Below are 13,812 nucleotides of genomic sequence, written 5' to 3' on the forward strand. Positions count from 1 at the left end.
CCCAACGATTCAGTCAGATGGACTAACGCGCTAGGCCGCAGCGGAAATTCCGGCTGCCGCCTTGATGGCGTCGCGCGGCAGCGTCACGCGGACGACAGTGCCGACTTCGAGCCGGGAGCGCAGCCGCATCGAGCCGCCATGGAGCTGCGCCAGCGAGCGGGCAATCGCAAGGCCAAGGCCGGAGCCGTGATAGGTCTTGGTGAGCTGGCTCTCGACCTGCTCGAACGGCCGTCCCAGCCGCGCCAGCGAGTGCTGCGCGATGCCGATGCCGGTGTCGGCGATCATCAGCACGATCCTGTCCTCGAGCTGCCGGCTGCGCACCACGATCCGGCCGCCGTCGGGCGTGAACTTCACCGCGTTGGACAAGAGATTGACGATGATCTGCTTGGTCGCGCGGCGGTCGGCGACGACCGAAATCGATGTCTCGATGTCGGCATCGAGCGTCAGATGCTTGTCCTGGGCCCGGCCGGAGACGACGCGCAGCGATTCCGCGAGCGTCTGCGCCAAATCGAGCTCTTCCATGTCGAGCTTCATCCGGCCGGCCTCGATCTTGGACATGTCGAGGATGTCGTTGATGACCTCGAGCAGATAATGGCCGCTGGTCAGGATGTCGTGGCAGTACTCCTGGTATTTCTCGCTGCCCAGCTCACCGAACATGCCCGAGCCCATGATCTCGGAGAAGCCGATGATCGCGTTCAGCGGCGTGCGCAGCTCGTGGCTCATATTGGCGAGGAATTTCGACTTGGTCTGGTTGGCTTCCTCGGCCCGGGTCTTCTCGCGTTGATATTTCTCGGCGAGATCGGCGAGCTCGATGGTCTGGCGCTCCAGCGCCGCTTGCGAGCGCTTGAGGTCGATGACGGTGGCGCGCAGGCGCAGATCGTTGTCGACGAGCTTCTGCTCGTGCTCCTTGATGCGCGTAATGTCGGTGCCGACCGAGACGTAGCCGCCGTCCTTGGTGCGGCGCTCGCTGATGTGCAGCCAGCTGCCGTCGTCGAGCTGGGCTTCGAAGGTGCGCGCCCCCGGGCCCTGGCTGACGGTCTCGTTGTGGCGGGTGCGGACTTCCGGCATGCGGCCGACCTCCAGCACGGTCTCGTAGGACGTGCCGGGGATCACGGCCGTGTCGGGCAGCTTGTGCAGCCGCTGGAAGTGCGAATTGCAGAGCACCAGGCGGTCGCTGGCGTCCCACAGCACGAAGGCTTCCGGAATGGTCTCGATCGCGTCGCGCAGGCGAAGGTCGGCTTCCACGGAGCGTTCGGCGAGGCTCTTCTGCTCGGTGATGTCGACCGCGATCCCGATCAGGTGCATGCCGGAATCGCCGGACCCTCGGGTCCGCTCGCAGCGGACGCGGAGCCAGATCCAGTGGCCATCGACATGCTGCATGCGGAAGGTCTGGTCGATGTGGTCGATCTTCTCGGAGATGAGCTGGTCTGCGATCGCGAACAGGTCGATGTCGTCCGACTTCACCAGCGCGTTGACCTCGCCGAAGGTGAGGAGCTCGTTGCGGCCGTCGAGACCCAGCATCGAAAACATCGACTGCGACCAGAAGATCCGGCCGCGCGACAGGTCCCAGTCCCACAGGCCGCAGCGGCCGCGGTTGAGCGCGGTGTCGATCCGGCCGCGCACGGCGTCGTTGATGAGGTCGCCTTCGCGGGCGCGGGTCGACTGCCAGTGGAAGGCGAAGCCGAGGATCAGCACGACGAAGCCGGTGGTGGCCGACAGCGTCACCGAAAGGGCCGCATCCGAGCCCCAGATCGGCTCGTTGCGTTCCTGGATCACGGTGACGAGTCCCGGCAGCGACTTGATCGGCCGCGAGGTCGTCATCGCGGCGTTGCCGTTCGGCAGCGTCATGCTGGAGACGTCATTGTCGCGCGGTGGTGCTGCGAGCAGCTGCGCGGTGGTGATGGCATCGAGCAGGCGGTCGTTGCCTGAGGGGTCGCTGTCGATGGGAATGCGGGCGAGGATGCGGCGGTCGATTCCGGCCGAGGTGACGATGACGTGGCGGCCCGAAGCCGTGCCCCAGGACGGGATCATGTCGGGCAGCAGCGTCGGCAGGTTCTCGATATTCTTCAGTCGCTCGGCGCGCATGGAGGTGACGCGGTCGATGCGCTCGGCGAGCAGGTCGGCAAGCGCCGAGATGTCGCGGCGGATCACCATGCGCTTCTGGCGCGTCTGGTCGACGACCTGAACGAATGCGCCGAGGCAGATCGTGACAAGAAAGGCGATGATCAGCGTCGGCACGGCGCGTCGCAGCGCCGGCTCGGCGATCAACAGCCGATGATAGGCAGGTTTCGCGATCGATTGCGCCAATCCTTTGATCGAATCGGATTGGACGCACGCGTTCGCGGCGTCTGCACGCGCCATGCCTTCGGCCCCCTGAAAACCTGCTTACGACGAATTTCGAAAGCAGCCCCACGTCGCTTTCGAATCACAGCGATTTGAGTCCAGTTTGCGCAGGCTGTCGAGAGTCAACGAAACGTTAACGCGAAATAATTCTTATCCAATGGAGAGTTTACGCGTTTCGAGTCAGCAAACTCACGTGCGTGATGAGTCCGAAACGAGAACGTGTGACTCGTCGCACGTTGCTCATCACGCGCGCGGCGGTTCGGCGTGGCTGATGACGCGCTTCACGCTCGGGAACGCGCGACGCAAGCGGCGCTCGATCGCGTCGACTTGCTCGTGCACCTTGATCACGCTCATCGACGGCGTGGCGCGGCAATGGAAGTTGACGATCTCGCCGGCATCGGTGTTGCGGACACGCACATTATGGATGTCGTGGATCTCGCCGCCGGCGGCATATTCGGTGAGCGCGGCCGCGATGGTCTGTACCCTATCCGGCGCGGCGTCCATGCCAAACGGCAGCTCCGGTTCCAGCGGCTCGATATGGACGTCGACCTCGACGTCCGCGCCGAACTCCTCCTGGATGTTCCGCTCCAGCGTGTTGGCGACGTCGTGGGCGGCCTCGAGCGGCATCTCGGCGTCGACCTCGAGATCGATGCCGACGATCAGCTTGGCGCCGAGGTCGTATACCGTGACGTGGTGGATGGCGAGGCCCGAATTGCGCGCGATCACCATGATGCGGTCGCGCACGGTCTCGTTGTCGCGGGCGACCGGCACGGCGGTGAAGGTGAGGTCGGCATCGCCGAACGCCTTGGTGACGGCGGCTTGCGCGTTGCGCTTGATCTCCTCGACGCGGTCGATCGGGTAGGTCCTGGGCACCTTGACGATGCTGTCGATGAACGTGGTCGCCCCGACCATGCGCACCCGCAGGCGCTCGACGTCGATCACGCCGGGCACGCTGCGGATCGCCGTGGTGGCCTTCTCCTGAGCGCCTTCCGGGGCGCGGTCGACCAGCGTCTGCACCGTGGAGCTTGCCATCCGCAGGCCGAGCAGGGCGATCATCACGGCCACGGTCGCGGCGGCCGCAGCGTCACCCCACCAGAAGCCGAAGGCCGCGAGACCAAGGCCCGCGATCACGGCGCACGAGCCCATGACATCCGATGCAAAGTGCAGCGCGTCGGCGGCGAGCGCCTCGCTCCGGGTTTCCCGGGCGGCGCGGTGCAGCGCGCGGGCGCGCCAGAGATTGACGGCGATATCGATCACCAGCACGACGAATGGCACAGCCGAAATCGTCGGTGGCGGGGTTCCCTCGCGAAGGTGGCTATAGGATTGGACCAGGATGCCGCCGGCGAGCACGTAGAGCAGCGCGGTGACGCCGAGCGCGGAGATGCTCTCGAGCTTGCCGTGGCCGTAATGGTGCTCGTCGTCGGCCGGCTTGTCCGAGACCCGCACCACCGCCCAGGTGATGATGGTCGCGACCAGGTCGATCGAGGAGTGCAGCGCTTCGGACACCAGCGCCAGCGAGCCGATCGCGATCCCGACCACGAATTTAGCCGCCGCCATGCCGCCGCTGGCCAGGATCGAGATTGCCGCGACCGATGTCTTGTCGTGTTGTCCGCTCATCGCCGGGATTTAGCAGGGCGGCCGCGAACATCAAGCGATGATCCACAGCTGCAGTCGCTAGTGACTTGCAGGAGCGGTTTTATCACTAGCTCCGTCATGCCCGGGCTTGTCCCGGGCATCCACGTTCTTCGTGCCGAGCGGCAAAGACGTGGATGGCCGGGTCAAGCCCGGCCATGACGAGTGGAGAGGGCGTGTCACCCTTCTTCCGCCGCCGCAGCCGCTCACACCGTCACCACGATCTTGCCGAGGTGCTTGTTCGCCTCCATGTGCTCGAACGCCTTGTCGATGTCGTCGAACCCATAGACCTTATCGATCGGCAATTGCAGCTTGCGCGACTCCACCGCGCCCCAGATGTCCTTCCGGACCTCGTCGAAGATCGCGCGGACCTCCTCGATGGTGCGGGTGCGGAAGGTGACGCCGATATAGCTGATGCGACGGGCGGCATGCAGGTCGAAGTTGAAGTCGGCATGGGTGCCGCCGAGCCGGCCGACATTGACGATGCGGCCCAGGATCTTCGTCGCGGCAAGGTTCTGGTTGGCGACCTTGCCGGAGACCTGGTCGACGATGAGGTCGACGCCTTCGCCGTTCGTCGCCTTCAGCACCTCGTCGACCCATTTGGGATCGGAGGAATCGACCGCGAGGTCGGCGCCGTATTCGGTCAGCCGGCCGCGGCGATAGGCATCGGTCGAGGAGCCGATCACCATCCTGGCGCCCTTGAGCCTGGCGATCTGCATCGCCATCAGGCCGACGCCGGAGCTCGCGCCCTGGATCAGCACGGCCTGCCCCGGCTGCACGCCGCCGACGGTGACGACGGCGTTGTGCATGGTCGCGAGCGCGACGGGGAGGGTGGCGGCCTCCTCGAAGTTCATGTTCGAGGGTGCGCGGAACAGCCGGCCGTGGTCGGCGAGCGTGTACTCGGCGAAGGCCGCGCCGCCCGAGCCCATGATGCGATCGCCGACCCTGACGCCCTTCGCATCCGGTCCGAGCTCGGCGACTTCACCTGCCCATTCCATCCCGAGCACGGTACCGGCGCCGCCGGCCGCGCCATGGACGTGACCCCTGCGCATGCCGGTGTCGGCACGATTGAGGCCACAGGCGCGCACGCGCACCAGCACCTGCGTGCCTTCAGGCTTTGGTTGAGCGACGTCGGAAATCCGAGCGCCATCAGGACCATAGACATAAGCCTTCATGAATGACTCTCGCTTCTTGCAGTGATTATTCAGCGGCTTGCGCGCTAGGACGAGCGATCATGCCTTCGAGCCGGCTGCGAATGATCGCCTCGGCTTCGCGCACGATGCGCGAGATGAGCTCGCCGCAGCTCGGGATGTCCTGGATCAGGCCCTGCACCTGGCCCGCCGACCAGATGCCTTCGTCCGAATTGCCTGTCGCATACACCATCTTGCCGCGGGCGCCGGCGACGAGCTCGCGGATGTCCTCGAACCTGGCGCCTTCCTTTTCCATGGCGACGACCTTGGTCGAGATCTCGTTCCTGGCGACGCGCGAGGTGTTGCGCATGGTGCGGAAGATCAGCTCGGTCTCGCGCTCGTCATTGGCGACGATCTTCTCCTTGATGAGCTGATGGATCGGGCTCTCCTTGGTCGCCATGAAGCGGGTGCCCATGTTGATGCCCTCGGCGCCCAGCGCCAGCGCGGCGACGAGGCCGCGGGCGTCGGCAAAGCCGCCGGAGGCGATCATCGGGATCTTGACCTTGTTGGCGGCGGCCGGGATCAGGATCAGGCCAGGAGTATCGTCCTCGCCGGGGTGGCCGGCGCATTCGAACCCGTCGATCGAGATGGCGTCGACGCCCATCCGTTCGGCCGAGAGCGCATGGCGGACGCTGGTGCATTTGTGCACGATCTTGACGCCGTGCTTCCTGAACTCGTCGACATGCTCCTGCGGCTTGTTGCCGGCGGTCTCGACCACGGTGATGCCGGCTTCGATGATGGCGGCGCGGTATTCGGCGTAGGGCGGCGGCTTGATCGCGGGCAGGATGGTGAGGTTGACGCCAAACGGCTTGTCGGTGAGGTCGCGGCAGCGCGCGATCTCCCTGGTCAGGTCCTCCGGCGTCGGCTGCGTCAGCGCCGTGATGAAGCCGAGCGCCCCGGCGTTGGCGACCGCTGCGACCAGCTCGGCCCGCCCGACCCATTGCATGCCGCCCTGCACGATCGGGTGCTCGACGCCGACGAGCCTGGTGAACCGTGTCTGCAGCATGACCTGTTTCCCCCGCCCGCGTGGCAGGCTCTGTTATCAGTTGATGGCGGGAGGATGCCGCCGGGGTCGGCAAAAGTCTATTGCGCCGGCCTGCGGTAAGGGCGGAGCCTCATGCGGGACGCGAGGGGGATTCCGTGGGGCGGATAATTCGCATCTCGCTCCGGCACGTCACGGCGATGTCATGGGTTTGGCCCCCACTGCTTCACCAAACTCGTCGTTGCGAGCGCAGCGAAGCGATCCAGAATCCCTCCGCGGGAACAGTCTGGATTGCTTCGCTGCGCTCGCAATGACGGCTGAGCGCTACTCCGCCGACAGTCGCACCATCTGGCGGCCGCCGTTGATGTCTTTCAGGTTGTTGACGAAGTTTTCCGGGCGCTGCCAGCGATAGGGGACCTTCAGTCCCATGTACTCGGCGATGTCGCCGATGAAGCCGGTGCAGTTGGTGGTCTCGGCATTCCAGACCGGCGAGCTCGCCTGCAATTTCTTGATGTAGGCGAACACGCGCTTGGCGTCGGCCTCGTTCAGATAGACGCGATAGCTCGCGGTCAGATATTCGGGATCGAGATCGCCGTAGCTCGCCCCGGTCTCGGATGGCACCCAGGTGAGGTGGCCGAGCACGTAAGCCCAGGTATCGCCAGAAGGCGTCAGGCCCGCGACCTCGACGGCGCGCTCGCTGGTCTTGCCGTACCAGACGAAGGCGTGGCCCCAGCTCGCCGCCGTCCGGGCGCGGAAGTCGACGTAATACGGACCTTTTTCCGCACGCGCGACAGGGCGCCGTGTCGATTGCAGTGCCTGTCGTGCTGAGGAGTCGGTCGTAGCAAGCGCATCTGCATCGGCAACGCGCTTGTTCGCTTCGTGGGCCGAAGCCGAGGGCATCATGCATGCGGTCATGGCCGCAAGCGCGAGACCTGCAATGATGCAGAATCCCGATCGATCAGGTTTGTTCGTCACGCTGTGCCCCTCGACTGTCGGCCGCCTACGCAGATTTCTGCGCCTCAGTAGCGGGCGGCGACCGGGCCGGGGGCCTTGCCGATCGGGGCCTTGCCAATCGGGCTCTTGCCAATCGGCATCTTGCCGATCGGGGCCTGCTCGGCCGGATAGACCGGTACGGGCTGGCGGCGCGGCAGATCCGCAGCGTTCGCAGCCGTCACCAGAGCAAGCGTCGCGCCCAGAACAAAAACAATCTTCTTCACAGTGATACCCCTAGCAGGTTTGGTCCAAACACGGCTGAGCCGTGCCCCCAGACACGTCTTACAGAAGGGCGGCGGAATGCGTCCACAGTGCGGCACCCCCGCGACTTGTTGGCGGCATCTATCGGGCGCGCCGAGATGTGATGTGTGTCGGAATGTTTCGGCGCGCCGGTGCGCTTTTCAGCGGTCGGCGGTGAGACGGAAATGCATCTCGATCTTTGCTGGCGATGGTTCGCTTGCAACGCGCCAGGGCGAAAAGCCCGGCGTGGGATCCGGGTCCGAGGGAAGATCGATCGGCCAGTGCTGCGTGGGCAGGCCGGGAAGGGTCAGGCTGACGGCGCGGTGGCGTGTCTTGTACATCAGGGATGCGGAGGAAATGATCGCCTTGCGGTCACCGTCATGCGCGCGCCAGTTCGCCGTCAACATGGCATTGGCATAGCCCGTCGCTTCCTCGACCTCGATGTGCACGTCCTCCCCCTTGTCCGGCAAGGTCATGCCGGAGGGAAGCCGAAACTCGACCTGCAGCGTCATGAAGCCGTGGCTGAGATTGGGCGAGCGAATGAATTCGTACCATCCCCAATAGCCAAGGATGGCTGCGATGAGCAGAACGGTGACGGCAAAGGGGAAGGAGAGCCGCGTGGTGCGGGGAGGCGTGGCATCGGAGGTGTCTGCAGACGGCTGTGGCGTTGCGTCCCGGACCAGGCCGAAACGCACGAACAGCCAGATGCCGGCGATCAGGCCGACCACGCCGCCGATCGGGCCGATGTCGAAGAAGGCGCCCATGGCGATGCCGCCATCGCGGTCCGGCCCTGCCAGCATGACGACCAGCGCGGCAAGGCCGGACCAGCCGGCGAGCGCGCCGAGCAGGGCAGACAGGAGACCGAGGATGAAGCGCATGTGCGATTGGTCGCGCGAAGATCAATCGCGGTTCGAACCGGTCCGTCGTTCGGCCTTCACCCGATCCGGTTCAGGCTGTTGCGGATGGTCGAGAAGATGCCGCCGATATCCTTGCGCAGCGCATCGAGCGCGTTGAAATTCTCGAAGATGCGGGCGAGACGGTCTTCGACCTCGCGCTTGCTCTTCGTCAGCGCATCGACGCGCGAGGTGAGGCTGACATTGCCGCTGGCCTCGATCTCGCTGACGGTTTTGGCGAGGAGATCGCGGGTGGTGCCGACATCGGCGATCATGGCCTCGATGCCGAACACCGGCGCTTTCAGCGGAACGAGATCGGCCTGCGACTTCGACAGCTCCGCCTTGAAGGCGTTGAGCGTGGCCAGCGTCTCCTGCAAGGCGCCGAGGCGCTGGCGCGACTGGAGGACGAAATCGTTCAGCGCGTTCTGGCGGTCGACGAGCGTCTTGCCGTCGGGATCGGTCTCGACCTCGGCGAGCGAGCGTTCGAGCTGGGCCCGGCGCTGGCCGAGCTCCTCGAAATCGAGCCGGATCGCTTTCAGGATGTTGGCGCCGTCGTCGATGCGGGCCAGGCGGTGCTCGATCTCGATCTTGTTGTTCGACAGCGTCTCGACGCGTGCGCTGAGCGGCGCCTCGCCGCCGGTCTCGATCTCGTCGACGCTCTTGGCGAGGCGGTCATGGCTGAGGCTGAGCTCGCCGATCAGGGCGTTGATGCCGGCGTCGGACGAGCGCAGCGGCACCAGCTCGGCATGGGATTTCGCCAGATCTTCCTTGTACTGGTTGAGCGTCGCAAACGTGTCCTGCACCGCGTTGACCCGGCCGAGCAGCGTCGATACGTCGCGGGCGATGTCCTTCAGCCGGTCGGCAAGATTGTTCTTGCGGTCGTCGGTCTCGAGGTCGAGCAGCGAGCGTTCGAGCTGGTTCTGGCGGTCGCGGATCTCCGTGAAGACGGGCTCGACCGCGCGGCGCTGGTCGGCGACCCTGCCGACCATCTCGCGCAGCCCCTGCTGGCGGCGGCGGATCTCGGCGAGCTGATCGTGCATGTCGGTGGACTGGTTGCGGCCCTGCTGGAGCAGCGCGCGCTGCTCGGTCTCGCCCAGCTTGTCGTGCAGCGCGGAGACGGCTTCCCTGGGATCGCTGTCGATCAGGTGCTGGACGGTGGTATCGAGATGATTTTGCAGGGCGTGGGCGACGACGACGTCTTCCCGGGTGCTCTTGAGACGGTCGCGGAGCTTGTCGAGGCGCCGGTCCTGGCGTGACAGCCGCCAGGCCGAGGCGCCAATCAGCGCCAGCCCAACCACAAGGATCGCCCCGGCTGCGATCCGCTGCGGCATCGGCAGGGCGGCAAACGCGGCGGGCAGATGGGTGACGTCGTAGCCCAACGCCTGCGGAGCGAGGAACGCGATGGCGGCGAGCAGGACAGACCAGGCAACCAGGAAAAACAGCCACATCGCGACGTCCCCACGCCGGCACAATCTCGCCATGATTGCTATTGGAGAGCGGAACCGAGATCAAGGGCCGGGCGGGCTGTCGGACCTTTTCGAGGGGCGCAATCCACGGCTGGTTGCGTCTGCCGCTTGGGGGACGGCGGGGCTACAGCCGAAACTCGTTGGTCAGCTCGCCGATGCCGTCAATCGCCACCGTCACCGTATTGACCTGCTCCTTCATGACGCCGACGCCGACCGAGGTGCCGACGGCGATGAGGTCGCCGGGGAGCAGGGTCATGTCGTGGGAGATCTTGCTGACGAGGGCTTGCGCACTGAAGATCATGTCCGCGATCGGATAGTTCTGCCGCTCCGCGCCGTTGAGGATGGTGCGCACCGTGAGCTTTGCCGGATCGAGGCCGGTCGCGATCACAGGGCCGAACGGGCCGTAATCGTCGATGCCCTTGGCGCGGGCCCACTGGGGAAATGTGGGATCGCTGGTCAGGATGTCATTGGCGGTGATGTCGTTGACGCAGGTGTAGCCGAAGATGAAGCCATCCGCCTCATTGGGCGAGACGCGGGCGCAGGTCTTGCCGATGACGATGCCGAGTTCGCCTTCATAGGTGGTCTTGCCGTCGTAATAAGAGGGGCGGCGGATCACGGCCCCTGGCGTCGTGATCGTGGTGGTGGCCTTGAGCAGATAGAGCGGCTCCGGCGGCTCGGGCTGATTGAGCTTGGCCGCGAGCGCGTGAAAGTTGTTCCAGAGCGCGACGATTTTGCTGGGCGCGCAGGGCGCGAGCAACTCGACCTCCGACAGCGCCAGCATCTTGCCGGTGCTTTCGTTGCGGCCGAACATCTCGCCGTCATGCACGTTGATATCAGATGCGGTCAGCGTGCCGAAGCCGGTGGTGCCGGCGTGGCGGAAGCGGAGCCAGTGCTTCATCTCGCCAGCCATCACGCCACCGCCAGTGCGCGAGGATCCGATGGCGCGGAGACGCCGTCATAGAGGCCGGCGACGCGGGCGCGCTGCGTCACCATCGCCAGCACCGAGTCGAGTGCCGGCGTCGGGATCCTGGTCAGGCGGCCCATCTCCTGCACCACGGTGACGAGCGGGTCGATCTCCATCGGGCGGCCGCGCTCGAGATCCTGCAGCATCGAGGTCTTGTGTGCGCCGACCTTGCGGGCGCCCTCGATGCGGCGCTCGACATCGACGCGGAATTTGACGCCGAAGGTTTCGGCGATCGCTTGCGTCTCCACCATGATCGCGCGCGACAGCGCCCGCGTCGACGGATCGGTGCAGATCACGTCGAGCGTGGCATGGGTCAGCGCGCTGATCGGGTTGAAGCAGACATTGCCCCAAAGCTTGAGCCAGATCTCGTCGCGGATGCGGTCGAGCACCGGCGCCTTCAGGCCGGCGGCAACGAAGAGGTCGGCGAGGCGCTGCACGTCCGACGTGACCTCGCCGGAGGGCTCGCCGAGCGGAAAATTGTTGCCGTAGACGTGGCGGATCACGCCGGGCGCCTCGATCTCGGTGGCGGGATAGACGATGCAGCCGATCGCGCGTTCGGCCCCTAGCTCGCGCCATTGCCGCCCGCCGGGATCGATGCTCTCCAGCGTCGCATTCTCGTGCTCGCCGCCGTGCTTGTAGAAGTACCAATAGGGGATGCCGTTGACCGCGGTGACGATGCGGGTGTGCGGCCCGAGCAGCGGCTGCATCTTCTCGATTACGCCGGTGATCGAATGCGCCTTCAGCGTGACGATGACGTAGTCCTGCACGCCGAGCTCGGCCGCGTTGTCGGTGCAGCGGGGATGGACGGTGTGCTTCTCCTCGCCGGCGAGCAGCGTCAGGCCGTGCTCGCGCATCGCGGCGAGGTGCGCGCCGCGCGCGACCAGGCTGACATCGGCGCCTGCGCGCGCCAGCTGCACGCCGAGATATCCGCCGATCGCGCCGGCGCCGTAGATGCAGATCTTCATGAAATCCTCGCGGGGGTAGCGGAATTTTGGGACGAAAGATCCGGTCCGGCTCGGAGTTGTCCGAGCCGGGGCCGGTCGTCGCGGGGGAGAGTGGTCGCGCTTTAGGCTGCTTGCGATGTGCTGTTGGTCGCCTCGTCTACGGCAGCCGCGATGTCGCGCATGCTGATGACGGAGACGAGGCTGTAGTCGTCGATCACGGGCAGGTGCCGGATGTGATTCCGGTTCATCAGATGCCTGACGTGCTCGATTGTGTCCAAGGAGGTGCAGGAGACCAGCTGCTGCACCGAGACCAGCTGCGAGACCTTGACGTTGACGGCATTGGCGCCGTGCTCGGCGACCGCGCGCACCACGTCGCGCTCGGTGAACATGCCGACCGCGGTGTTTCCTTCCGAGCGGACCACGTCCTTCACCACCAGCGCGCTGATGTTGTTGGCTCGCATCAGCTTGGCAGCGATACCCACCGTTTCGTTCATTCGCACCGTGACAACGCGCGGTGTCTTCTTGCGCAGAATGTCTCCGACCAGCATTGCGACCTCCTCGGGTGAAATGATGAGCGAAGTGTGGTATACATAATGCCAATCGTCAAGCACTGGATTTGGCTCATCCGAAAATTCTTGCGGCAGCATTGTTGACGTTTGTCGTCGCGACACAAAGAAAAAGAGGCGCATCGCTGCGCCCCTTCTGCCGATCTGACAGGCGTGTGGTCGGCTACGCCGTCTCGGTCTTTGCGCTCGCCGTTGCGGTGTTGGCGCTCTCGGCTTCTTTGCCCAGGATGAAGGAGCGGCGCAGCGGCTTGATCACGAACAGTGCCATCAGCGCGGCCGTCGCGTTCAGCGCCACCGCCACCACGAACACGGCCTTCCAGCCATAGGCGGTCGAGATCACGCTTGCGAGCGGGACCAGCAGGGAGGCGGTGCCCTTCGCGGTGTAGAGCATGCCGTTGTTGGTGGTCGCATATTTCGAGCCGAAAGTGTCGCCGCAGGTCGCGGGGAACAGCGAGTAGATCTCGCCGAACACGCCGAAATAAACTGCGGTGGCGAGCACGAACACGATCGGAACGTGACCGTAGGCCGACAGAGTCAACAGCATCAGCGCGGCGGTGCCGAAGGCGATGAACATGGTGTGCTCGCGGCCGATCGTGTCGGACACAAAGCCGAAGAACGGGCGGCCGAAGCCGTCGAAGATGCGGTCGAGCGAGATCGCGAAGGTCAACGCCGCCATCTGGAAGCCGGCGAGCGAGACCGGCGTGTCGGCGATCTTGAAGTCGTGCGCGATCGGCGCGATCTGCGCCGCGGTCATCAGGCCGCCGGAAGCGACCATGACGAAGACGAGATACATCACCCAGAAAATAGGGGCACGCAGCACCTGCGGCGGGGTGAAGTCGATCTTGGTCTGCGGCAGATTGAGCTGCTTCTTCTTCGGCGGGATCGAGATCCGCGGCGGCTGGATGAAGAAGGCGAGCACGAACACGATCACGCCCTGGCCGATGCCGAAGGTGAGGAACGCGTGCTGATAGCCGCTCGTGACGATCATGCTCGCGATCGGCACCACGGTGAGCGCTGCGCCGGCGCCGAAGCCGGCCGCGGTCGCGCCGGCGGCGAGGCCGCGACGATCGGGAAACCATTTCAGCGCGTTGCCGACGCAGGTGCCGTACACCGCGCCTGCGCCCATGCCGCCGACGACGGCTGCGGTATAGAGCAGAGGAAGGCTATCGGCGTAGGAGTTGAGCACCCAGGACAGCGCGATCATCACACCGCCGAACATGATGACGATGCGCGGGCCGTATTTGTCGACGAACCACGCCTCGATCGGCACCAGCCATGTCTCGGTGACGACGAAGATGGTGAAGGCGAGCTGGATCGCGGCGCGACCCCAATGATACTTGGCGTCGATCGGATCGACGAATAGCGTCCAGCCATATTGCAGGTTCGCGATCATCGCCATGCAGACGATGCCCATGGCGAGCTGGAGCCAACGGAAACCGGTTCGTAGGGGCGCAGCGGTCACGGCGCCGTCCATGCTGGACATCATCAACAACCTCCCAAGCGCCTGTCTGGTCGCGACACTGCCGCCTATATGACGGAGTGTCGCAAATATTGTGGCTTATCGTCGCAAGCGCGGGCGGCAGCTTGGTATACCATATT

General features: G+C 65.3%; 12 protein-coding genes. All 12 read right to left on the reverse strand.

From position 1 onward, the window contains the following. Positions 1 to 30: 30 nt before the first annotated feature. Complete coding sequence (locus tag FXB38_RS30265) at positions 31 to 2,361, reverse strand: PAS domain-containing sensor histidine kinase (protein WP_148754644.1); 2,331 nt, start codon at positions 2,359 to 2,361, stop codon at positions 31 to 33. A 225-nt stretch (positions 2,362 to 2,586) separates the two neighbouring features. Further along, positions 2,587 to 3,960, reverse strand: coding sequence for a cation-efflux pump (locus tag FXB38_RS30270; RefSeq protein WP_148754645.1), 1,374 nt, complete (start codon positions 3,958 to 3,960; stop codon positions 2,587 to 2,589). A 221-nt stretch (positions 3,961 to 4,181) separates the two neighbouring features. After that, the gene (locus tag FXB38_RS30275; RefSeq protein ID WP_148754646.1) at positions 4,182 to 5,150 is read right to left on the reverse strand and encodes a zinc-binding dehydrogenase; all 969 of its coding nucleotides are present in this window, start codon (positions 5,148 to 5,150) and stop codon (positions 4,182 to 4,184) included. 25 nt (positions 5,151 to 5,175) lie between these two features. Beyond that, the gene (locus tag FXB38_RS30280; protein ID WP_148754647.1) at positions 5,176 to 6,171 is read right to left on the reverse strand and encodes an NAD(P)H-dependent flavin oxidoreductase; all 996 of its coding nucleotides are present in this window, start codon (positions 6,169 to 6,171) and stop codon (positions 5,176 to 5,178) included. Positions 6,172 to 6,471: 300 nt separating this feature from the next. Continuing rightward, positions 6,472 to 7,122: a hypothetical protein gene (locus tag FXB38_RS30290; protein WP_148754649.1), complete on the reverse strand. Its 651-nt coding sequence runs from the start codon at positions 7,120 to 7,122 to the stop codon at positions 6,472 to 6,474. Positions 7,123 to 7,166: 44 nt separating this feature from the next. Further along, positions 7,167 to 7,370 (reverse strand): hypothetical protein, encoded by a 204-nt coding sequence (locus FXB38_RS30295; RefSeq protein ID WP_148754708.1) that lies wholly within the window; start codon positions 7,368 to 7,370, stop codon positions 7,167 to 7,169. A 171-nt stretch (positions 7,371 to 7,541) separates the two neighbouring features. Then, positions 7,542 to 8,258 (reverse strand): hypothetical protein, encoded by a 717-nt coding sequence (locus FXB38_RS30300; protein ID WP_148754650.1) that lies wholly within the window; start codon positions 8,256 to 8,258, stop codon positions 7,542 to 7,544. A 56-nt stretch (positions 8,259 to 8,314) separates the two neighbouring features. After that, on the reverse strand, positions 8,315 to 9,721 hold the full coding sequence (locus FXB38_RS30305) for a hypothetical protein (protein ID WP_187435248.1): 1,407 nt from the start codon (positions 9,719 to 9,721) through the stop codon (positions 8,315 to 8,317). Between the two features lie 142 nt (positions 9,722 to 9,863). Beyond that, on the reverse strand, positions 9,864 to 10,637 hold the full coding sequence (locus FXB38_RS30310; protein WP_246230247.1) for a fumarylacetoacetate hydrolase family protein: 774 nt from the start codon (positions 10,635 to 10,637) through the stop codon (positions 9,864 to 9,866). An 11-nt stretch (positions 10,638 to 10,648) separates the two neighbouring features. Then, positions 10,649 to 11,668 (reverse strand): 2-dehydropantoate 2-reductase, encoded by a 1,020-nt coding sequence (locus tag FXB38_RS30315; RefSeq protein WP_148754652.1) that lies wholly within the window; start codon positions 11,666 to 11,668, stop codon positions 10,649 to 10,651. Positions 11,669 to 11,769: 101 nt separating this feature from the next. Then, on the reverse strand, positions 11,770 to 12,195 hold the full coding sequence (locus FXB38_RS30320; protein ID WP_148754653.1) for a CBS domain-containing protein: 426 nt from the start codon (positions 12,193 to 12,195) through the stop codon (positions 11,770 to 11,772). 181 nt (positions 12,196 to 12,376) lie between these two features. Continuing rightward, complete coding sequence (gene oxlT, locus FXB38_RS30325) at positions 12,377 to 13,699, reverse strand: oxalate/formate MFS antiporter (protein ID WP_148754654.1); 1,323 nt, start codon at positions 13,697 to 13,699, stop codon at positions 12,377 to 12,379. Positions 13,700 to 13,812 lie beyond the last annotated feature (113 nt).

Origin of the sequence: Bradyrhizobium cytisi (genome assembly GCF_008123515.1) — a bacterium.
In the GTDB taxonomy this organism is placed as follows: Bacteria; Pseudomonadota; Alphaproteobacteria; order Rhizobiales; family Xanthobacteraceae; genus Bradyrhizobium; species Bradyrhizobium cytisi.